A 19,116-nucleotide genomic window follows, 5' to 3' on the forward strand; every position below is an offset into this window, starting at 1 on the left:
GGCCCGGCACCTCTCGGTGCCGGGCCCGTCCGGGTCGTTGCCGGTCGTTGGCAGTCGTCCCGGGTCGTCCTTGGTGTCATCCACCGGTGTTCGCAGCAGTGCGCACGCACTCCTGGAACGGGTTCTGCTGGAGGCACTTGGGGAGCGAGGCGTTCCACTGGGTCAGCTGCTTGGTTGCCTCGGTCCGCTGCGTAGCGTTCGAACTCTGGGCCTCCTTCAGCGTGGTGTTCACCTTCTTCGTGAAGTCCGTCGCCGCCTTCTGATCCGCCGGCTTCGTACCAGACTTCAGAGAAGACACCAGGATATCCGTCGTCGTCTTCACGACATTCGTCGCGGTCACCTTCACACTCGTCGGCGCATTCGACTGCACAACGTCCACCAGGACGTTCGTCGTCGTCTTCACGGTGTTCGTCACCGCTATCTTCACCGCTTGCGGCGCCTTCGACTTCAGACAGCCCGCCAGGACATTCGTCGTCGACTTCAGGGTGTTCGTCACCGCCACCTTGACCGCCGGCGGCGCATTCGACTTCAGAACGTCCACCAGAACATTCGTCGTCGTCTTCACCGTGTTCGTCACCGCTATCTTCACCGCTTGCGGCGCATTCGACTGCACAACGTCCACCAGGACATTCGTCGTCGTCTTCACGGTGTTCGTGACCGCCACCTTCACGGCCGACGACGCGTTCGACTTCAGGACGTCCACCAGAACGGTCGTCGTCGTCTCAACGGTGTTCGTCACCGCTATCTTCACCGCCGAGGACGCATTCGACTTCAGGACGTCCACCAGAACGGTCGTCGTCGTCTTCACGGTGTTCGTCACCGCCACCTTCAGGGCGGACGACGCGTTCGACTTCAGGACGTCCACCAGAACAGTCGTCGTCGTCTCAACGGTGTTCGCCACCGCTATCTTCACCTCGGACGGCGCATTCGACTTCTGAAGGTCCACCAGGACATTCGTCGACGTCTCAACGGTGTTCGCCACCGCCACCTTCACCTCGGACGGCGCATTCGACTTCAGAACGTTCACCAGAACGTTCGTGGTCGTCTCCACGGTGTTCGCCACCGCCACCTTCACCTCAGACGGAGCGTTCGACTGCTGGATGTCCGCCAGGACCTCCGTCGACGTCTCCACGGTGTTCGTCACGGACGCCTTCACCTCTGACGGCGCAGCCGCCTTTTCCACGTTCGCCAGGACATCCGTCGACTGCTTCACGACGTCCGCGAGCGCGACCCGCTCCGCCAGCGGTGTCGTCGGGTCCTCGATCGCCTTCAGCGTGTTGTTCAGCTTGCCCGCAGTCTCCTTGAGCTCTTCGGGGACGTCCTGCTGGGCCATCAGTTCCTGGACATCCTGCTTGAGCTCGGGCGTCTGCTGCTGCAGCTCCGCCCTCTGCTGCGCAGGCGGTGGCTGGGGCTCCTCCTGCTGCGCCGGCGGGGGCTGCTCCTCCTGCTGCTCTTGCTGCTCCTGCTCCTGCTGCTGCTCCTGCTGCTCCTGCTCCTGCTCCTGCTGCTCCTGCTCCTGCTGCTGCTGCTCCTGCTGCTGCTCCTGCTGCTCCTGCTGCTGCTCCTGCTGCTGCTGCTCCTGCTCCTGCTGCTGCTCCTCCTCAGGAGGCGGAGTAGGCGGAGAGGGTTGAACGGGTACTGCGGCCGTGGCTTCAGCGAGCGCTTGGGGCGCTGCCGCAGCACTCGCCATGCCCGGCGAGAGCGCAAGCGCCGCCGCCAGGCAGGAGGAACCAACGAAACGAAAGATTTTATGCTGAGCAGTTCTGGACATGGTTGTTCCAACCGTGCTTTCCAGGTGCTGTTCTGACCCTGCGAAACGCGGCCCTGAGGGCGGCGGCGGCCTGTGGTCGCGGAGATCCACGGCTCAACGGTGCACAGGCGGTACGAAAACCACTCTTCCCTCATTCGGCGCATCTCGCAACGCGAAGGCACCGTGCTGCGGACGACGACGCCAGTCGGTTCGGGTCCTGACGTCGCAGTCCCATAACGACCCCTCCCCCGTCATCACCGTCCCGTAGAGTGCTCCTGACTCGCGATCTTGAACGTGTTCAGGATGCGCACTCTGGGGAGGGGGCTGCGGTCATGCGCAGTGGAGCGAAGGTCGCCGTCGTCGGCGGCGTGTTCGCCGTCGTGGCGACGGGTGTCGGCTACGGGGGATGGAACCTGTACGACGGGCTCACCGGGAACGGCGGGGAGGGCGGCGTCACGACCCGGTCCGCGGCCAAGGAGACCGGGCCGCCGAGCGCGGACGAGGTCGAGAGGACCGCGAAGGACTTCCTCACCGCGTGGGCCGCGGGCGAAGGTCCGGCCGCCGCCCAGCTCACCAACAACGCGGCGGAGGCGGAGCCGTTGCTCACCGGCTACCGCGAGGACGCCCATGTCACCGAGGCCGTGATCGAGCCCGGCGCGGCCGTCGGCGCGAAGGTGCCGTTCACGGTCGAGGCGACGGTGGAGTACGAGGGGACGTCCAAGCCCTGGTCGTACTCCTCCGAGCTGACCGTGGTCCGCGGGCTGACCACCGGCAGACCGCTGGTCGACTGGCAGCCGTCCGTCGTGCACCCGCAGCTCACCGAGGGCACCTCGCTCGCCACGGACACCGCGTCCGCCCCGCCGATCAAGGCGGTCGACAAGGACGGCGTGGAGCTGACGAAGGAGAAGTACCCCTCGCTCGGCACGGTCCTGGAGCAGCTGCGCGAGAAGTACGGCGCGAAGGCGGGCGGCAAGCCGGGCGTCGAAGTGGTCGTCACATCGGCGGACGGCAGCGTGCCCGACGAGACGCTGCTCACGCTCACCAAGGGCGAGGAGGGCACGCTCCGGACCTACCTGGACGCGGGCGTGCAGGCGGCCGCCGAGAAGGCGGTGAAACAATTCGGCAGGGCATCCGTCGTGGCGGTCGAGCCGAGCACCGGCCGGATCAGGGCCGTCGCCAACAGCCCGGCGCAGGGCTTCAACACGGCGTTCGGGGGCGCGCAGGCGCCGGGCTCGACGATGAAGATCGTGACGGCGGCGATGATGCTGGACAAGGGTCTGGTCAGCGGTCCGGGCTCGTCGGTCGAGTGCCCGGCGACGGTCACCTGGGAGCGCGAGTTCCACAACCTCAAGGACTTCTCGCTCGGGACCACGACGCTGCAACGCGCCTTCGCCCGCTCCTGCAACACCACCTTCATCAAGCCGGTCAAGCCACTGGGACAGAGCGCCGGTTCGGCACTGGGTGAGACGGCCCTGACGTACTTCGGCATCGGTGCGGAGTGGCAGACCGGAGTGAAGACCTGGGACGGTGCGGTCCCCGCGTCGACGGGCGCCGAGACGGCGGCCTCGTACATCGGCCAGGGGAAGATCCAGATGAACGTCCTCAACGTCGCGTCCATCGCCGCGACCGTCAAGGGCGGGGCCTTCCGGCAGCCGGTGATCGTCCCGCAGGACCTCGACGACCGTGAACTGGCCACCGCACAGCCGCTCCCCGCGGGCATGGCGCAGACCCTGCGTCAGTTGATGAGCGCCGGAGCCGCCGGCGAAGGCACCGGAGCCCGCGCCATGGCCTCCGTGGGCGGGAACAAGGGCGCCAAGACCGGATCCGCCGAGGTCGACGGCCAGGGCGACTCCAACGCCTGGTTCACCGGATACGCCGACGACCTCGCCGCAGCCGCCGTCGTCGACTCCGGCGGGCACGGCGGCGACGCCGCCGGCGAGGTCGTGGCATCGGTGCTGAACGCGCGCTGACCATGAGGTGAAACACGGTCGCATGGCCCGTACAACCACCGCTAGCGTGCGGGCCATGAGCACTCACGACACCGCCGACGCCCACCCCCGATTCGCCGAGGCTCTGCGCGAGCTCGGACTCGAGGTCCCCGTACGCCGTTTCCCGGACGCGACGCGCACCGCGGCGCAGGCCGCCGAGGCCATCGGCTGCGACGTCAGCGAGATCGTGAAGTCGCTGATCTTCGAGGCGGACGGCCGGCCGGTACTGGTGCTGATGGACGGATCGTCGCGGGTGGACGTCGAGCGGGTCCGTGCGGAACTGGGCGCCGAGTCCGTGCGGCGGGCGAACGCGGACCTGGTGCGCGAGACGACGGGATACGCCATCGGGGGCGTACCGCCGTTCGGTCACCGCACCCGCACGCGCGTGCTCGCGGACCGGGGGCTGCTCGACCACGCCGTGGTGTGGGCCGCGGCCGGCACCCCGCACACGGTGTTCCCGCTCGACCCCAAGACGCTGATCGCCCACGCGAGCGGCACGGTCGTGGACGTCCGCGAGCGCACGGCGTGACGGTTCTCGTCGCCGCCGCGGTGCTCGCCGCGGCGGTCACGCATGCCGGCTGGAACGCCCTGGCGCATGGGATCAAGGACCAGCTCGTCGCCTTCACCCTGATTGCGGGCGGCGCCGCCGTCATGGGCGCGGTCATGGCGTGCTTCGCCCCGGTGCCCGCGGCGGGCGCCTGGCCCTGGCTCGTCGCGTCCGCGCTGCTGCACGTCGGCTACCAGGCCCTGCTCATGCGGTCGTTCAGCCTCGGCGACTTCGGCCAGATGTATCCGATCGCGCGCGGCACGGCCCCGCTGGTGGTGACGGGCGCGGCCGTGGTGTTCGTCGGCGAGCACCTGGGCGCCTGGCAGGCGGCCGGTGTCGGCGTCGCGTCGGCGGGCCTCGTCGGTGTCGCGCTGTGGGGCATCAAGGGCTCCGGCACACGCCCGCACTGGTCGGCGATCGCGGCCGCGCTCGCGACCGGGCTGTCGATCGCCGCGTACACGGTGGTCGACGGCCTGGGCGTGCGCGCGTCCGGCACGCCGGTCGGCTACATCGCCTGGCTGATGGTCCTCGAAGGCCTCCTGGTCCCGGCCTACGCGGTGTACGCCCGCCGGGGCGCGCTGATCGCCCAGCTGCGGCCTCACGTGGGGCGCGGACTGCTCGGCGCGGCGATGTCGATCGCCGCGTACGGACTGGTGCTGTGGGCCCAGACCCGCGCCCCGCTCGCGCCGATCGCGGCGCTGCGGGAGTCGTCGATCATCGTCGGCGCGGCGATCGGCGCGCTGCTGTTCAAGGAGCGGTTCGGGGCGCCGCGGATCGCGGCGGCGTGCCTGATGGTGCTGGGCATCGGCCTGATGCTCAAGGCGGGCTGATGCTCACGGCGGGCTGATGCGCGGTGCCGGCTGATGCGCACGGTGCCGGCGAACCGTGCGGCGCCTCCCAGGCGTCCCTGCCGCCATGGGGACGATCACACACGGGATACGACAGCTGCTCCGTTTCGGCCTGCTGGAGGCGCGCTGCTGCGCCTTCGCCGTCGCTCTCGTCGGCGGCATCGCCGTTTCGGGGCAGCTGCCCGACCTGCCCGTCGCCCGCTACGACCTGCTGCTGCTCTACGGCATCGCCCTGGCCGTGCTCGCCAGGAAGATCGGCTGGGACAGCGCCCGCGACACCGCCGTGATCGCCTGCTGCCATCTCGTGGGGCTCCTCTTCGAGTTGGTCAAGGTGCGGATGGGCTCCTGGAGTTACCCGGAGGAGGCGCTCACGAAGATCGGCGGCGTACCGCTGTACGGCGGGTTCATGTACGCGGCCGTGGGCAGCTACCTCTGCCGGGCCTGGCACCTGTTCGACCTGCGGCTGACCGGCTACCGGCCCCGGGTCATGGCGGTGCTCGCGGCCGCCGTCTACGTGAACTTCTTCAGCCACCACTGGCTGCCCGACGCGCGCTGGGTGCTCGCGGCGCTGCTGCTGTGCGCGACCGCGGGGACGTGGGTGCGGTTCCGGGTGGGCGAGCGCGACCACCGGATGCCGCTGGCCCTGGCGTTCGTGCTGATCGGCTTCTTCCTGTGGGTCGCCGAGAACATCGCGACGTACGCGGGGGCCTGGAGCTATCCGGACCAACTGGCGGGCTGGCAGCCGGTGTCGGTGGCCAAGTTCGGGGCGTGGGCGCTGCTCATCACGGTCACGTTCGTGCTGACGGCGGGGTCGGCCGGCCGTTCGCTGCCCGGCTCGCGTGCAGTCGCTCGAAACCGGAGTTGACGGCGAGCAGGCCGCCGTCGACCCGGAGCGTCGTGCCGGTGATCCAGGCCGCGTCGCGCGAGGCGAGGAAGGCCACGGCCGCCGCGATGTCCTCGGGCTCGCCGACGCGGCCGAGAGGGTAGACCTCGCGCAGGGCCTCCAGTTCGGACGCGCGGTCCTGCCAGGCCCGGGTGCGGACGGTGCCCGGGTTGATCTGGTTGACGCGGACGCCGCGCGCCGCAGCGTCGGCGGCGAGGGTGCGGGTGAGGGAGGCGAGACCGGCCTTGGCGGCGCTGTAGGCGTGACCGCCGAAGGACTGCTCGGCGTTGATGGAGCCGATGTTGACGATCGCCCCGCGGCCGCCCGCCTCCAGACGCGGCAGTGCGGCGCGGCAGCACCGGAACGCCCCGGTCAGGCAGATGTCGAGGTCACGGGCCCAGTCGTCGTCGGGCAGGTCCTCGAACCGCTCGGTGTCCGGGGTGGCCGAGAGCGCGTTGTTGACCAGCACGTCGAGGGTGCCGAAGCGTTCCACGGCGTGCGCGACGGCCGCCTCGACCGAGCCGCGGTCGCCCACGTCGCACGGGAAGGGCTCCGCGCCGTCGATGGACGCGGCGGTCTCCTCGGCGGCGTCCGTGTCGATGTCGGTGACGAGCACCCGCGCGCCCTCCGAGGCGAGGCGCCGGGCGGTCGCCGCCCCGATGCCGCGGGCGGCTCCGGTGATCAGTACGCCGTGTCCCTCGAAGCGATTCACAGGGCCGAACGTACCGCCCTGATCAGCGCCTGCGCACGAGGATCGGCCGTCACGCCCTTGCGCATGCCGTTCGTCGCGTAGCCCAGCGCGATGCCCGACTCCGGGTCGGCGAAGCCGAGGGAGCCGCCGCGGCCCGGGTGGCCGAAGGAGCCGGGGCCCAGCAGCGGCGAGGCGGGCCCGTGGAGCATGTAGCCGAGGCCGAAGCGGGTGGGGACGACGAGCACGCGGTCGGGTCCGGCGGACTCCTCGGTACGGGCGAGGGTCAGGGTGGCCGGGGCGAACAGCCGGGGCCCGCCGTCGATCTCGCCGATGGTGGCGGCGTAGAAGCGGGCGAGGGCGCGGGCGGTGGAGATGCCGTTGGACGCGGGGAGTTCGGCGGCGCGGAAGGCGGGGTCGTTCTCGTCGGGCGCCGGGTCGATGGCGCCGAAGGCGCGGCGGGTCAGGGAGGCGGGGTCCCGGTAGGCCTCGGAGACGGAGCGCTTGGGGCGGAGCTTGAGGCCGCCGCCCTGGGCGGTCTCCGGCTCGGCCACGGGCCCGAGGCGGCCGACGCGGTGGGCCTCGTCGGCGGGCAGGCCGATCCAGAAGTCGAGGCCGAGCGGGCGGGCTATCTCCTCGGCGACCCAGCGGCCCATGGTCCGGCCGGTGACGCGGCGCACCAGTTCGCCCAGAAGCCAGCTGTAGGTCTGCGCGTGGTAGCCGTGCGCGCTGCCGGGCTCCCAGGCGGGGGCCTGGGCGGCGAGCGCGGCGGGGCCGCTCGTGCCGTCCTCGGCCTCGGCCGGGGTGAGCGGCCGGTCCAGCACCGGCAGGCCGGCACGGTGCGCGAGCAGGTGACGGACGAGGACGCGCTCCTTGCCCGCCGCCTTGAACTCCGGCCAGTACGTGCCGACCGGCGCGTCCAGGTCGATCTGGCCGCGCTGGTGGAGCAGGAGGACCACGGCCACGGCGACGCCCTTGGTCGCCGAGCGGACGACCTGGGCGGTGTCGACGGCCCACGGTTCGCGGCCGTCCACGTCACGGGCGCCCGCCCACAGGTCGACGACCTTGCGGCCGTCGCGGTAGACGGCGACCGCGGCCCCGCGCTCGCCGCGCTGCTCGAAGTTGCGTACGAAGGCGTCCGCGACCGCTTCGAAGCCGTCCGCCACCGTGCCCCGGACGTCCACCACATGTGCTCCTTCGCTGCCGTCCATCCCCCCATGGTGCAACGTGGTCCAGACCGGCCGGATTCCGGGGCGGAACTTGTCGGGGCGTCAGCTCGGGACGGCGCCGTCAGCTGAGGACGATGGAGACGTCGATGTTGTCGCGGGTGGCGTTGGAGTACGGGCAGACCTGGTGCGCGGCGCCCACGAGCCGTGCGGCGAGGTCCTGATCGACGAGCGGGAGGGAGACGTTGAGGGCGACCGCGAGTCCGTATCCCCTGGCCCGGTTGGGCCCGATGCCGACCTTGGCGGCGACTGTGGAGCCTGTGAGGTCGAGACCGGCGCGGCGGCCGACGAGCACCAGGGCGTTGTGGAAGCAGGCACTGTAGCCGGCCGCGAAGAGCTGTTCCGGGTTGGTGCCTTTACCGTCGCCGCCGAGCGCGGGCGGCATGGCCACGCGCAGATCGATCCGGCCGTCGTGGCTCGTCACATAGCCGTCCCGGCCGCCGTGGGCGGTGGCCTCCGCCACGTACATGATCTTCGTGGGCCGGGTGTCGGCAGTGGCGGAGGTGTCGGCTGTAGTGGCCTGCTCGCTCATGGTGCGTCCCCGTGGTCAGTGCGCCGCTGCATTTACATCGCGCACAATGTATCGGAATCCGGGGGCAGTTGTTACTCGAGGGTAGCCTGGATCAGCCGGGGTCCGCCGCCTCGGCCAGCCGGTGCAGTTCGGCACGCAGCCGCGCGATGTCGGGCCTCCCCAGACCGGTGCTGCGCATCAGCTGCTCCGGCACCCGTTCGGCCCGCTCGCGCAGCGCCCGGCCCTCGTCGGTGAGCACCAGCAGCACCGAGCGCTCGTCGGCCGCCGAACGCTCGCGGTGCACGAGCCCCGCCGACTCCAGCCGCTTCAGCAGCGGCGAGACGGTGCCGTAGTCCAGCCGCAGTGCGGCGGCCAGCTCCTTGACCGGGACCTCGCCGCGCTCCCAGAGGACCAGCATCGCCAGGTACTGCGGATACGTCAGGCCCAGCTCCGCCAGCAGCGGCCGGTAGGCGGCCGTCACCGCGCGCTGCGCCGCGTACAGCGCGAAGCACAGCTGGTCGTCGAGCAGCAGCGATGCGGCGGCCGTGGTGGCCGGGGTCTCGTCGGTGCGGGTCTCGTCGGTGCGGGTCTCCTCGGTGCGGTTCACGCGCCCATTGTCACGGACTTCGGGTCGAAGCCGAAGGGCAGCTCCAGCCGGTGCCTGCGCATCAGGTCCTCGTCGCCCAGCAGGTCCTGCGTGGCGCCGTCCGCGGCGATCACGCCGTCGCTGAGGACCACCGAGCGGGGGCACAGCTCGAGCGCGTACGGCAGGTCGTGCGTGACCATCAGGACCGTGACGTCCAACGAGCGCAGGATGTCGGCCAGTTCACGACGGGACGCAGGGTCGAGGTTGGACGAGGGCTCGTCCAGGACGAGGATCTCCGGCTCCATCGCGAGCACGGTCGCGACGGCGACCCGGCGGCGCTGTCCGAACGACAGGTGGTGCGGCGGCCGGTCCGCGAAATCCGCCATGCCGACCCGCTCCAGCGCGTCCGCGACACGCTGCTCCAGCGCGGCGCCGCGCAGGCCGGAGGCGGCCGGCCCGAAGGCGACGTCCTCACGGACGGTGGGCATGAACAGCTGGTCGTCCGGGTCCTGGAAGACGATGCCGACCCGGCGGCGGATCTCCGCCAGGTTCTCCTTGGCCACCGGCAGTCCGGCGACGGCGACCGTGCCGACCCCGCCGGCCAGGATGCCGTTGAGATGCAGGACGAGGGTCGTCTTGCCGGCGCCGTTGGGGCCGAGGAGGGCGACCCGCTCACCGCGCCCGACCGTCAGGTCGACGCCGAAGAGGGCCTGGTGTCCGTCGGGGTACGCGTACGCGAGCCCGCGCACCTCCAGCGAGGGAGCCGTCTCCGGCGAAAGGGTCGTCACAGCATCCATCCCAGCAGACAGACCGCGAGCGCGGTCACGGGCAGTACGGCGGCGTACGACCACTGGGCAGGCGTGGCGCGCACGTCGTCCAGGACGGGCATGGTCCCGGTGTAACCCCGGCTCACCATGGCGAGGTGCACCCGCTCACCGCGCTCGTAGGAGCGGATGAACAGGGCGCCCGCCGTCTTGGCCAGCACGCCCCAGTGGCGCACGCCCCTCGCCTCGAAGCCGCGCGAGCGGCGGGCGATCGACATGCGCCGCATCTCGTCGGCGATCACGTCGCCGTAGCGGACCATGAACGACGCGATCTGGACCAGCAGCGCCGGCAGCCGGAGCCGCTGGAGGCCGAGCAGGACCGAGCGCAGTTCGGTCGTCGAGGCGAGGAGCACGGAGGCGGCGACACCGAGCGTGCCCTTGGCGAGGATGTTCCACGCGCCCCACAGACCCGGGACGCTCAGCGCCACCCCGAGCACCTCGGTCCGCTCGCCCGGGACGACGAACGGCATGAGCACGGCGAAGGCCACGAACGGGACCTCGATCAGCAGCCGCTTGAGCACGAAGCCCGCCGGGACGCGCGCCACCGCGGCGACCGCCGCCAGCAGCAGCGCGTACCCCCCGAAGGCCCACACGGCCTCGCGCGGCGTCGAGACGACGACGAGCACGAAGCACAGGACGGCGACCAGCTTGCAGTGGGCGGGCAGGGCGTGGACCGGCGAGTGCCCGTGCCGGTAGAGCTTGTGGGCATGCCCCGCTCCCATGTCAGACGGAGCTCCGCACGCGGGTGTCCTGCTCGCTGTCCGCACGGCGGCGGCGCACGACGCAGAAGACCCCGGTGCCGACGGCGACCGTCGCGCCGACGCCGATGACACCGGCGAGGCCGCCGGAGAGCCGGTCGTCCTCGACGTCCTCGACGCCGTAGTCGGCGAGCGGCGAGCCGGCCACTGCGTGCTCCTCGACGGTCTTGTCGATGCCCTTGTCGGCGGCGACCTTCTCCAGGCCGTCGGGGCTGGCCGAGGCGTAGAAGGAGACGAACCCGGCGAGGACGAACGCGGTCACGAGGCCCGTCAGCCACACCTTGCGCGGCGACCGGGCGGCCACGGTGGCCGGCTCGGCCGGGGCGTCGACGAGCTCGCCGCCGACGCGGAGCTTGAGCGGGGCCGCCAGGCCGCGTGCGCCGTACACGAGATCGGGGCGCACGGCGAGCACGGCGCCGACGGTGAGGGCGGTGATCGCGGCCTCGCCGATGCCGATCAGGACATGGACGCCGACCATCGCGGCGAGGACCGAGCCGATCGGCACATCGGTCAGCCCGCCGACCGCGTAGAGCAGGGTGAACGCGGCGGCGGCGGCCGGCACCGAGACCAGCGCGGCGACGAAGGAGGCGACGGTCACCGAGCGCCGGCTGCGCGGCAGGACCGTGACGAGCCCGCGGAACAGCCCGTACGCGACCAGGACGGTGACGACGCCCATGACGGTGATGTTGACGCCGAGGGCCGTGAGGCCGCCGTCGGCGAAGAGGATGCCCTGCATCAGCAGCACGACGGCTATGCACAGGACGCCGGTGAACGGCCCGACGAGGATGGCCGCGAGCGCGCCGCCCAGCAGATGTCCGCTGGTGCCTGCGGCGACCGGGAAGTTCAGCATCTGCACGGCGAAGACGAACGCGGCGACGAGGCCGGCGAGCGGTGCGGTGCGGTCGGCGCCGGGCAGCGCGACGGCCGATCCACCCAGCTCGCGGCGGGCGCCGCGGAGGCTGACGGCGACCGCGCCGGCGGCGGCGACTCCGGCGGCCACCGAGACCGGCGCGTTGATGAATCCGTCAGGGACATGCATGGCGGGCTCCGCTTCGGACAGATGAATAAGCGTCCCATGATAGGTCTCTCTTGCGAACGATGTGCAAGAGCGCACAGGTCACAGATGAGCAGTGCGGCCGGCAAGCGAAGTGAGCATCTCAAGGAAAATATGGGACATTAGATGACAAAGTGGACGAGTGTGAGGAGCAGGCCATGTCCCCCGCCGTCATGGAACACGCACGAGGCCGGATCGTCACCGACGCTCCTCAGTACCGCGCCGTACGCGTCTCGCTCAGTTACGACCCCACGGCGGACCCACAGGCCGTGTGCTTCTCGTTCCCCAGCGGCAAGGAGTGGACCTTCCCGCGCGAGGTGCTGGAGAGCGGGCTGAACGCACCGGTCAGGCGGGGGGACATCGAGATCTGGCCGTGCGGCCGGGTACAGGCGGTGGTCGAGTTCCACACGCGCGACGGAGTCGCGGTGGTGCAGTTCGACGCCAAGGCGCTGAGCCGCTTCCTGCGCCACACGTACGCGGTGGCCGCGACGTCCCAGGCGCCCGCGGCGCCCCCGGCGTCCGCACAGGCCCCCGCGGCTGCGCCTTCGGCACCCCCGACCCCTGCCTGACGGCCCGCGACCGCAAACCCGGCAGCGGCCGCGCGACGCGAGGTGGCCGTACCCGCCCGGTCCGGCGGATACGGCCACCTGTCACGACGGCTCCCGTCCCCACGGCGCCGTCGCGCACCCAGGGGGCCGCTCCTGCGGTGCGGTGCCCATCACCGCCGCACGGACCCCCGGAGCACTCGGGGATCAGACGCGGACCAGTTCCCGGTCCTCGTCCGGATCGCCCGGCGTGTCACCCAGCTCCTTGTGGAGCTTCTCGCCCTCCACGTCCACGTTGGGCAGCACCCGGTCCAGCCCGCGCGGCAGCCACCAGGCCTTGTGCCCGAGCAGGGCCAGCACCGCCGGCACGATCGCCATACGGACCACGAAGGCGTCGAAGAACACCGCGATCGCGAGACCGAAGCCGATCATCTTGACCATCTGCTCGCTGGAGCCGATGAAGCCGGAGAAGACCGCGATCATGATGACGGCCGCCGCGGTCACCACCCGGGCCCCGTGCCGGAAGCCCGTGACGATGGCCTCGCCGGGTCGCTCGCCGTGGACGTACGCCTCCCGCATGCGCGTGACCAGGAAGACCTCGTAGTCCATCGCGAGACCGAAGACCACGCCGATCATGAAGATCGGCATCATCGACATGATCGGGCCGGTCTGCTCGACGCCGAACAGCGAGCCCAGCCAGCCCCACTGGAAGACCGCCACGACCGCGCCGAGCGCCGCGACGACGGAGAGCAGGAAGCCGAGAGCGGCCTTGAGCGGCACCAGCACCGACCGGAAGACGACCATCAGCAGCAGGAACGCGAGGCCGACGACGAGCGCCAGGTAGGGCAGCAGCGCGTCGTTCATCTTCTGCGAGAAGTCGATGTTCATCGCGGTGGCGCCGGTGACCAGGACCTCGTCACCGCTCTTGTCGCGGATTTCCCGGACCAGTTCCTCGGTGGCCACCGAGGACGGACGGTCCTTCGGGACGACGGTGATCACCGCGGTGTCACCGGTCTTGTTGAACGTCGGCGGGGTCACGGCGGCGGTGCCTTCGAGGCCCCTGACGATCTCGACCGTGCGGTCGGCGGCGCTCTTGTCGCCGTCGACGACGACCATCAGCGGACCGTTGAAGCCGGGGCCGAAGCCCTCGGACAGCAGGTCGTACGCCTTGCGCTGCGTGGTGCTGACCGGCTGCGAGCCGTCGTCGGGCAGCCCGACCTCCAGCGAGGCGGCCGGCACGGCCACGGCACCGAGGCCGACGACGCCGGCGAGCAGGACGGCGACCGGGCGGCGGATCACGAAACGCGCCCAGCGGGTGCCCGCGTTCGGCTTGTCGGAGACCGGCTTGCCCTTGCGGACCTTGCGGCCGAGGACCCGCTTGCCCGCGAAACCGAGCAGCGCCGGTATCAGCGTGAGGGCGATGAGGACGGCGATGACGACGGTGCCCGCCGCGGCGAAGCCCATCTTGCTGAGCATCGGGATGTTGACGACGGCGAGGCCGACCAGGGCGATGACCACGGTCAGACCGGCGAAGACGACCGCGGAGCCCGCGGTGCCGACGGCGCGCCCGGCTGCCTCCTCGTGCTCGCGGCCCTCGGCCAGCTCGGCGCGGTAGCGGGAGACGATGAAGAGCGCGTAGTCGATGCCGACCGCGAGGCCGATCATCATCGCCAGCGTCGAGGTGGTGCTGCCGAGGTCGAGGACGCTCGCCAGGGCGGTGATCGTGGAGATGCCGATGCCGACGCCGATGATCGCGGTGAGCAGCGGCAGTCCGGCGGCGACCAGCGATCCGAAGGTGATGACCAGCACGATCCCGGCGATGACCACGCCGATGATCTCGCCGACTCCCTGCTCCGGCATGGTCTGGAGCGCGTCGCCGCCGATCTCCACCGTCAGCCCGGCCTCGCGCGCCTCGGTGCCGGTCTCCTCCAGCGCCTCGCGCGTGGCGTCGGTCAGCTCCATGGAGGTGACCTTGTAGGTGACGGAGACGTACGCGGTCGAGCCGTCCTTGGACACGGCGCGCGCGGTGTACGGGTCGGTGACCGAGGCGACCTGGTCGGAGCCGGACTTCAGCTCGGAGACCGCCTTCGCGACCTCGCCCCTGGGGCCGGCGTCGGTCATCTTCCCGCCGTCGGGCGCCTTGAAGACGACCCGGGCGGTGGCGCCGTCGGCGCTGCCGCCGGGGAAGCGCTCCTCCAGCAGGTCGAAGGCCTTCTGGGCCTCCGTGCCCGGGATCGAGAAGGACGAGGACGTGGCGGTCGGAGCGGAGGCCGCGCCGGCGCCCGCGAGCACGAGCAGGGCCACCCACAGCAGGGCGACGAGACGGCGGCGCCGGAAGGCGGTCCGTCCGAGTGTGTAGAGGAACGTGGCCACGAGGGCTACTCCCGTGTGTGAGGTGAACAGGGCAGGGGAGCCGGCCCGACGACGAGAGCGGCGCGCGTCAGGTGGTGCGGGGTGAGCGGATCGTGCAGGTGATCCGGGGAGGCCGGCGGAGTGGGGCTCCGCCGTGTCAGGCGCCGAGGGCGGGGAAGACCACGGCGTCGAGGTAGTCGGTGAGGAAGGCCCGGTCGGGTGCACGGTCCTCGATGAGCTGCCGGGCGACGACAGCGCCGAGGAACATGTGCGGGACATATCCCAGGGCGAGGTTGTCCGCCCTGATCTCGCCCCGGTCCACGGCCCGCCGCAGCAGCACGTCGAGTCCGGTGATCTCCGGCTCGATGAGCAGCTCGCGCAGGGCCTCGTGCAGATCGGGGTGGGAGTGGACCGCCTGGGCCAGACCCCGCATCAGCGCGGAGTCCTTCTCCATACGGCAGTCGTCGGTGCGGGCCAGCATCGCGTGGAAGTCGCCGCGCAGCGTGCCGGTGTCGATGTCGCCGACGTGCACCGGCTTGCTGTGCCTCAGCGCCCTGGCGACCAGCTCGGGCTTGCTCCGCCACTGGCGGTAGAGCGTGGCCTTGCTGGACCGCGTGCGTCCGGCCACGGCGTCCATGGTCAGGGCGTCGTAGCCGACCTCGCGCAACAGGTCGAGCACCGCTTCGTACAGCTCTGCCTCGCGCTCGGGGGTGAGCCGGCTGCGCGTCATGTCGGCCTCCCCCGATCGCTGCCGAACGAAACTGTTTCGTACACATCGAAGGTACCCCAGCCGTCGAACGAAACGAAACCGTTTCGCTTGTGGGCTGGGTCACGCCCGCCGGACCGCGATCGTCCGGCTCCACGAGTTGCCGCGCCCCCCGGGCGCGGAAAGCATGGGTGGGGTGAGTGACGACGCCGCGTATCTCCGCTTCCCGCACCTGCACGACGACTTGCTGTGCTTCGCGGCCGAGGACGACCTGTGGGTCGCGCCCCTCGTCCCGGAGGATCAACGGCCGGGCCGCGCCTGGCGGCTGACCGTCGACCGGACCAGAGTCGGCCATCCCCGCTTCTCCCCCGACGGCAGCCACATCGCGTACACGAACTGGCGCAGTCTCGATCCGGAGATCCATCTCGCGCCGGTCGACGGCGGCCCCGCACGACGGCTCAGCTACTGGGGCTCGACCGACACCCGGGTCTGCGGCTGGACGCCCGACGGCCAGATCCTCGCCGTGTCCTCGCACGGCCAGCCCTTCTCGTACTTCTCCTGGGCCTACAGCGTCCCGACCGACGGCGCGCCCGGCGGACGCCTGCCCTGGGGCCCGGTCGCCGACATCGCCGTCACGGACGTGGCCGACGGGCCCTCCCACGCCGGCGGCGCCGGCTGCGAGCGGCGCACCCTGCTGCTCACCGGCAAGCCCCCGCACGAGCCCGCCGCCTGGAAGCGGTACCGGGGCGGGGCGACGGGCCGGCTGTGGCTCCACGGCAAACGGCTGCTCCCCGACCTGGACGGACACCTCGACTGCCCGATGTTCATCCGCGGGCCGGGAGCCGACCGGTGGTCGCCGGATGAGGGCGGCCGGATCGCGTTCCTCTCGGACCACGAGGGCGTCGGGAACCTGTACTCGTGCCTGCCCGACGGGACCGGTCTGCAGCGCCACACCGACCACGACGCGTTCTACGCCCGGCACGCCTCCAGCGACGGCCGCAGGATCGTCTACCAGTGCGCCGGCGACCTGTGGATCGTCGACGCGCTCGCCCCGGACTCCGCCCCCCGCAAGCTGGAGGTACGGCTCGGGGGCCAGCGCGCCGGCCGGCGCACGTACCAGGTCCCGGCCGCGGGCAACGTGGACGGCCTGTCCGTCGACGAGACCGGCCGGGCGAGCGCGGTGGGCGTCCGCGGCAGCCTGTACTGGCTCACGCACCGCGACGGCCCCGCCCGCACGATCGTGGACACCCCGGGCGTACGGGTGCGGATTCCGGCAATGCTCGGCAACGGCCAGGTCGCGTACGTCACCGACGCGGAAGGCGACGACGCCATCGAGATCGCGTACCTGCCGCGCGCGAGCGGCGACCGCGAGCCGCGGCGGCTGGCGCAGGGCGAGCTGGGGCGTGTGCTGGAGATGGCGCCGGACCCGGACGGGGAGCGGATCGCGGTCGCCTCGCACGACGGCCGGCTGCTGCTGGTCGACGCGTCGGAGGAGGGCACGGGTGAGGTCACCGAACTGGTCAGGTCCGACAACGGGCCGGTGCGGGACCTGGCGTTCTCGCCGGACGGCGGCTGGCTGACCTGGTCGCAGCCCGGCATCGGCCGCTCGCTGCGCCAGATCAGGATGGCGCGCATCGCCGAACCCGGGGCCCGCACGATCGTCGACGTCACCAACGGCCGCTTCGAGGACGAGAACCCGGTCTTCACGCGCGACGGCCGCTACCTCGCCTTCCTGTCCTGGCGCGGCTTCGACCCGGTGTACGACGTGCACACCGGCGACCTGTCGTTCCCGCTGGGCTGCCGCCCCTACCTGGTGCCGCTGTCGTCGGCGACCCCCTCGCCCTTCGCGCTCACACCGGAGGGGCGGCCGGCCGCGGGCGGGCTCGACCCGCTGGAGGACTCCGGCGACCACACGGCGATGGTCGAGGTCGAGGGCCTGGAGAACCGGGTCGTGCCGTTCCCGGTCACGGCCTCCAAGTACTCGGCGCTGCATCCGGTGAGCGGCGGCGGCCTGGTGTGGCTGCGCTGGCCCATCTCCGGCGCGCTGGGCGAGACGTTCGCCAACCCGGCCGACGTGTCGGGGCGTCCGACGCTGGAGCACTTCGACCTGTCCAAGGCGCGCAGGACGGAACTGGTCGACCACCTCGACTGGTTCGCGGTCAGCGGCGACGGCAGCCGGCTGGTGGTCGTCGACGAGGGCGAGCTGCGGGCCCTACCCGCGACGGAGACCGGCGACGGAGACTCGACGGTCTATCTCGACATGCGCCGCATCCTGCACGAGGCGGACCCGGCGTCCGAGTGGCGCCAGGCGTACGGCGAGGCGGGCCGGCTGATCCGGGACTACTTCTGGGAGCCGGACATGTGCGGCATCGACTGGGACGCGGTCCTCGATCAGTACCGCCCCCTGGTCGAACGGGTCGCGTCCCCCGACGAGTTCGCCGACCTGCTCCGCGAGGTGCTGGGCGAACTGGGCACCTCCCACGCCTATGTCACCCCGGCACGGCGCAACGAGGGGCCGCCGCACTACCAGCGGGCGATGGGACTGCTCGGCGCCAACCTGGTGTGCCGCGACGGCAGATGGGTGGTCAAGCGCATCCTGCCCGGCGACTCGTCCGACTCCAAGGCCCGTTCGCCGCTGGCCGGTACGGGCATCCGCGAGGGCGCGGTCCTCACCCACGTCGACGGTCGGCCGGTGGACCCGGTCGCGGGCCCCTACCCGATGCTGTCGGCGGCGGGCGGCACCACGGTCGAACTCACCTTCCTGCCCGCGGAAGCCGCGGAGGAGGGCGAGGCGCATCCGCGCCGGGTCGCGATCGTTCCACTGATCGACGAACGCCCGCTGCGCTACCAGGACTGGGTGGCCAAACGGCGGGAGGTCGTACGCGAGCTGAGCGACGGCAAGTGCGGCTACCTGCACATCCCCGACATGGGCGGCTCGGGCTGGGCGCAGTTCAACCGGGACCTGCGCATGGAGGTGTCGCGTCCGGCGCTCATCGTGGACGTGCGCGGCAACGCGGGCGGCCACATCAGCGAGCTGGTGGTCGAGAAGCTCACCCGCAAGATCCTGGGCTGGGATCTGACCCGCAACGCCGAGCCCGTCTCGTACGCCTCGAACGCGCCGCGCGGCCCGGTCGTCGCGATCGCCGACGAGGCGACGTCGTCGGACGGCGACATGATCACCGCCGCGTTCAAGCTCCTCAACCTGGGTCCGGTGGTGGGCAGCCGCACCTGGGGCGGCGTGGTGGGCATGACGGGCCGGCACCGGCTCGGCGACGGCACGGTGATCACGGTGCCGATGAACGCCGCGTGGTTCGACGCGTACGGCTGGTCCATCGAGAACCACGGTGTCGAACCGGACCTCAACTCGCTGCGCACCCCGCTGGACTGGGCCGAGGGCCGCCACACCGACATGGACGACGCGGTCCAACTGGCCCTGGACATGCTGAAGTCCGCGCCCGCGGCGCTCCCGCCGGACTACTCGTCGGCACCCGGCCTGCGCCGCCCGCCGCTGCCTCCGCGGGAGCGGTGACCGCCGCCCCGGCAGACGGCGAATGCCCCCCGGCAGACGGAGAAGGCGCACCCGCGAGGAGCGGGTGCGCCTTCTTGTGTACGCGGCGTGTCAGGCGTCGTAGTCCTGGTTGAACCGGTCCAGGGCCTCCTGCATCGCCTCCTGCGCGTCCCGTGCGTCGTCGGGCCCCGTCCCCCGCTGCGGTTCCCTGTCACGGTCCTGGCCCACGCGCTTCGACGGCCGCTCGCCCCGGCCGCCGCCCTGCGCCTTCTGCTGCGCCCGATCGGCGCTCTCCTGCGCCTTTTCCTTGGACTGGTCCGACATACCCATGAGACGTCACTC

The 19,116-nt window shown here is 71.6% G+C and carries 17 protein-coding genes; 6 read left to right on the top strand and 11 right to left on the bottom strand.

Annotation, left to right across the window (positions count from 1 at the left end; genetic code table 11):
- Positions 1 to 76 precede the first annotated feature (76 nt).
- Positions 77 to 1,771 (bottom strand): hypothetical protein, encoded by a 1,695-nt coding sequence (locus tag ACWD0A_RS17030; RefSeq protein WP_451298787.1) that lies wholly within the window; start codon positions 1,769 to 1,771, stop codon positions 77 to 79.
- A gap of 311 nt (positions 1,772 to 2,082) precedes the next feature.
- Between ACWD0A_RS17030 and ACWD0A_RS17035 the strand changes: the two genes are divergently transcribed.
- The 4 genes from ACWD0A_RS17035 (at position 2,083) to ACWD0A_RS17050 (ending at position 5,998) form a co-directional block, all read left to right on the top strand.
- On the top strand, positions 2,083 to 3,720 hold the full coding sequence (locus tag ACWD0A_RS17035) for a penicillin-binding transpeptidase domain-containing protein (protein WP_451298789.1): 1,638 nt from the start codon (positions 2,083 to 2,085) through the stop codon (positions 3,718 to 3,720).
- 55 nt (positions 3,721 to 3,775) lie between these two features.
- A complete protein-coding gene (locus ACWD0A_RS17040) occupies positions 3,776 to 4,267 on the top strand; it encodes a YbaK/EbsC family protein (RefSeq protein ID WP_451298791.1) in 492 nt (163 codons plus the stop codon).
- Positions 4,264 to 5,115: an EamA family transporter gene (locus ACWD0A_RS17045; protein WP_451298793.1), complete on the top strand. Its 852-nt coding sequence runs from the start codon at positions 4,264 to 4,266 to the stop codon at positions 5,113 to 5,115. Before ACWD0A_RS17040 ends, ACWD0A_RS17045 begins: the two co-directional genes overlap by 4 nt.
- 85 nt (positions 5,116 to 5,200) lie before the next feature.
- Positions 5,201 to 5,998, top strand: a complete 798-nt coding sequence (locus tag ACWD0A_RS17050; RefSeq protein ID WP_451298795.1) for a DUF817 domain-containing protein — start codon at positions 5,201 to 5,203, stop codon at positions 5,996 to 5,998.
- Here the strand turns inward: ACWD0A_RS17050 and ACWD0A_RS17055 are convergent.
- The 7 genes from ACWD0A_RS17055 to ACWD0A_RS17085 form a co-directional block, all read right to left on the bottom strand.
- Positions 5,922 to 6,728, bottom strand: a complete 807-nt coding sequence (locus ACWD0A_RS17055; protein WP_451298797.1) for an SDR family NAD(P)-dependent oxidoreductase — start codon at positions 6,726 to 6,728, stop codon at positions 5,922 to 5,924. The genes ACWD0A_RS17050 and ACWD0A_RS17055 overlap by 77 nt on opposite strands.
- On the bottom strand, positions 6,725 to 7,915 hold the full coding sequence (locus tag ACWD0A_RS17060) for a serine hydrolase domain-containing protein (RefSeq protein WP_451298799.1): 1,191 nt from the start codon (positions 7,913 to 7,915) through the stop codon (positions 6,725 to 6,727). The genes ACWD0A_RS17055 and ACWD0A_RS17060 overlap by 4 nt, the downstream gene beginning before the upstream one ends.
- A 79-nt stretch (positions 7,916 to 7,994) precedes the next feature.
- Positions 7,995 to 8,462: an organic hydroperoxide resistance protein gene (locus tag ACWD0A_RS17065; protein WP_451298801.1), complete on the bottom strand. Its 468-nt coding sequence runs from the start codon at positions 8,460 to 8,462 to the stop codon at positions 7,995 to 7,997.
- A 91-nt stretch (positions 8,463 to 8,553) separates the two neighbouring features.
- Positions 8,554 to 8,973, bottom strand: coding sequence for a MarR family winged helix-turn-helix transcriptional regulator (locus ACWD0A_RS17070; protein WP_451298904.1), 420 nt, complete (start codon positions 8,971 to 8,973; stop codon positions 8,554 to 8,556).
- Between the two features lie 71 nt (positions 8,974 to 9,044).
- Positions 9,045 to 9,824 (bottom strand): energy-coupling factor ABC transporter ATP-binding protein, encoded by a 780-nt coding sequence (locus ACWD0A_RS17075; RefSeq protein ID WP_451298803.1) that lies wholly within the window; start codon positions 9,822 to 9,824, stop codon positions 9,045 to 9,047.
- On the bottom strand, positions 9,812 to 10,573 hold the full coding sequence (gene cbiQ / locus ACWD0A_RS17080; RefSeq protein WP_451298805.1) for a cobalt ECF transporter T component CbiQ: 762 nt from the start codon (positions 10,571 to 10,573) through the stop codon (positions 9,812 to 9,814). The genes ACWD0A_RS17075 and cbiQ overlap by 13 nt, the downstream gene beginning before the upstream one ends.
- A gap of 1 nt (position 10,574) precedes the next feature.
- Positions 10,575 to 11,648: an energy-coupling factor ABC transporter permease gene (locus ACWD0A_RS17085; RefSeq protein ID WP_451298807.1), complete on the bottom strand. Its 1,074-nt coding sequence runs from the start codon at positions 11,646 to 11,648 to the stop codon at positions 10,575 to 10,577.
- 173 nt (positions 11,649 to 11,821) lie between these two features.
- Here ACWD0A_RS17085 and ACWD0A_RS17090 point away from each other — a divergent pair, with 173 nt between their 5' ends.
- Positions 11,822 to 12,232 carry an SsgA family sporulation/cell division regulator gene (locus tag ACWD0A_RS17090; protein WP_451298809.1) on the top strand — a complete coding sequence of 137 codons (411 nt, stop codon included), beginning with the start codon at positions 11,822 to 11,824 and terminating at the stop codon, positions 12,230 to 12,232.
- A 183-nt stretch (positions 12,233 to 12,415) separates the two neighbouring features.
- Here the strand turns inward: ACWD0A_RS17090 and ACWD0A_RS17095 are convergent, their stop codons facing one another.
- Together ACWD0A_RS17095 and ACWD0A_RS17100 are read right to left on the bottom strand one after the other, a co-directional pair.
- Positions 12,416 to 14,581, bottom strand: coding sequence for an MMPL family transporter (locus ACWD0A_RS17095; protein WP_451298811.1), 2,166 nt, complete (start codon positions 14,579 to 14,581; stop codon positions 12,416 to 12,418).
- A 136-nt stretch (positions 14,582 to 14,717) separates the two neighbouring features.
- Positions 14,718 to 15,290 carry a TetR/AcrR family transcriptional regulator gene (locus tag ACWD0A_RS17100; RefSeq protein WP_451298813.1) on the bottom strand — a complete coding sequence of 191 codons (573 nt, stop codon included), beginning with the start codon at positions 15,288 to 15,290 and terminating at the stop codon, positions 14,718 to 14,720.
- A 172-nt stretch (positions 15,291 to 15,462) separates the two neighbouring features.
- Here ACWD0A_RS17100 and ACWD0A_RS17105 point away from each other — a divergent pair, with 172 nt between their 5' ends.
- Positions 15,463 to 18,795, top strand: coding sequence for a S41 family peptidase (locus ACWD0A_RS17105; protein ID WP_451298815.1), 3,333 nt, complete (start codon positions 15,463 to 15,465; stop codon positions 18,793 to 18,795).
- A 90-nt stretch (positions 18,796 to 18,885) separates the two neighbouring features.
- Here ACWD0A_RS17105 and ACWD0A_RS17110 read toward each other — a convergent pair whose 3' ends face one another.
- Complete coding sequence (locus tag ACWD0A_RS17110) at positions 18,886 to 19,104, bottom strand: hypothetical protein (protein WP_307715035.1); 219 nt, start codon at positions 19,102 to 19,104, stop codon at positions 18,886 to 18,888.
- Positions 19,105 to 19,116 lie beyond the last annotated feature (12 nt).

It is taken from the genome of Streptomyces sp. NPDC002867, assembly GCF_053591895.1.

Excerpts from the sequence above, each read along its gene's own strand:
- ACWD0A_RS17065 (WP_451298801.1), bottom strand. The coding sequence starts at position 8,462 with ATGAGCGAGCAGGCCACTACAGCCGACACCTCCGCCACTGCCGACACC.
- ACWD0A_RS17030 (WP_451298787.1), bottom strand. The coding sequence starts at position 1,771 with ATGTCCAGAACTGCTCAGCATAAAATCTTTCGTTTCGTTGGTTCCTCC.
- ACWD0A_RS17040 (WP_451298791.1), top strand. The coding sequence starts at position 3,776 with ATGAGCACTCACGACACCGCCGACGCCCACCCCCGATTCGCCGAGGCT.
- ACWD0A_RS17110 (WP_307715035.1), bottom strand. The coding sequence starts at position 19,104 with ATGGGTATGTCGGACCAGTCCAAGGAAAAGGCGCAGGAGAGCGCCGAT.
- cbiQ (WP_451298805.1), bottom strand. The coding sequence starts at position 10,573 with ATGGGAGCGGGGCATGCCCACAAGCTCTACCGGCACGGGCACTCGCCG.
- ACWD0A_RS17090 (WP_451298809.1), top strand. The coding sequence starts at position 11,822 with ATGTCCCCCGCCGTCATGGAACACGCACGAGGCCGGATCGTCACCGAC.
- ACWD0A_RS17075 (WP_451298803.1), bottom strand. The coding sequence starts at position 9,824 with ATGGATGCTGTGACGACCCTTTCGCCGGAGACGGCTCCCTCGCTGGAG.
- ACWD0A_RS17085 (WP_451298807.1), bottom strand. The coding sequence starts at position 11,648 with ATGCATGTCCCTGACGGATTCATCAACGCGCCGGTCTCGGTGGCCGCC.
- ACWD0A_RS17100 (WP_451298813.1), bottom strand. The coding sequence starts at position 15,290 with ATGACGCGCAGCCGGCTCACCCCCGAGCGCGAGGCAGAGCTGTACGAA.
- ACWD0A_RS17060 (WP_451298799.1), bottom strand. The coding sequence starts at position 7,915 with ATGGACGGCAGCGAAGGAGCACATGTGGTGGACGTCCGGGGCACGGTG.
- ACWD0A_RS17035 (WP_451298789.1), top strand. The coding sequence starts at position 2,083 with ATGCGCAGTGGAGCGAAGGTCGCCGTCGTCGGCGGCGTGTTCGCCGTC.
- ACWD0A_RS17050 (WP_451298795.1), top strand. The coding sequence starts at position 5,201 with ATGGGGACGATCACACACGGGATACGACAGCTGCTCCGTTTCGGCCTG.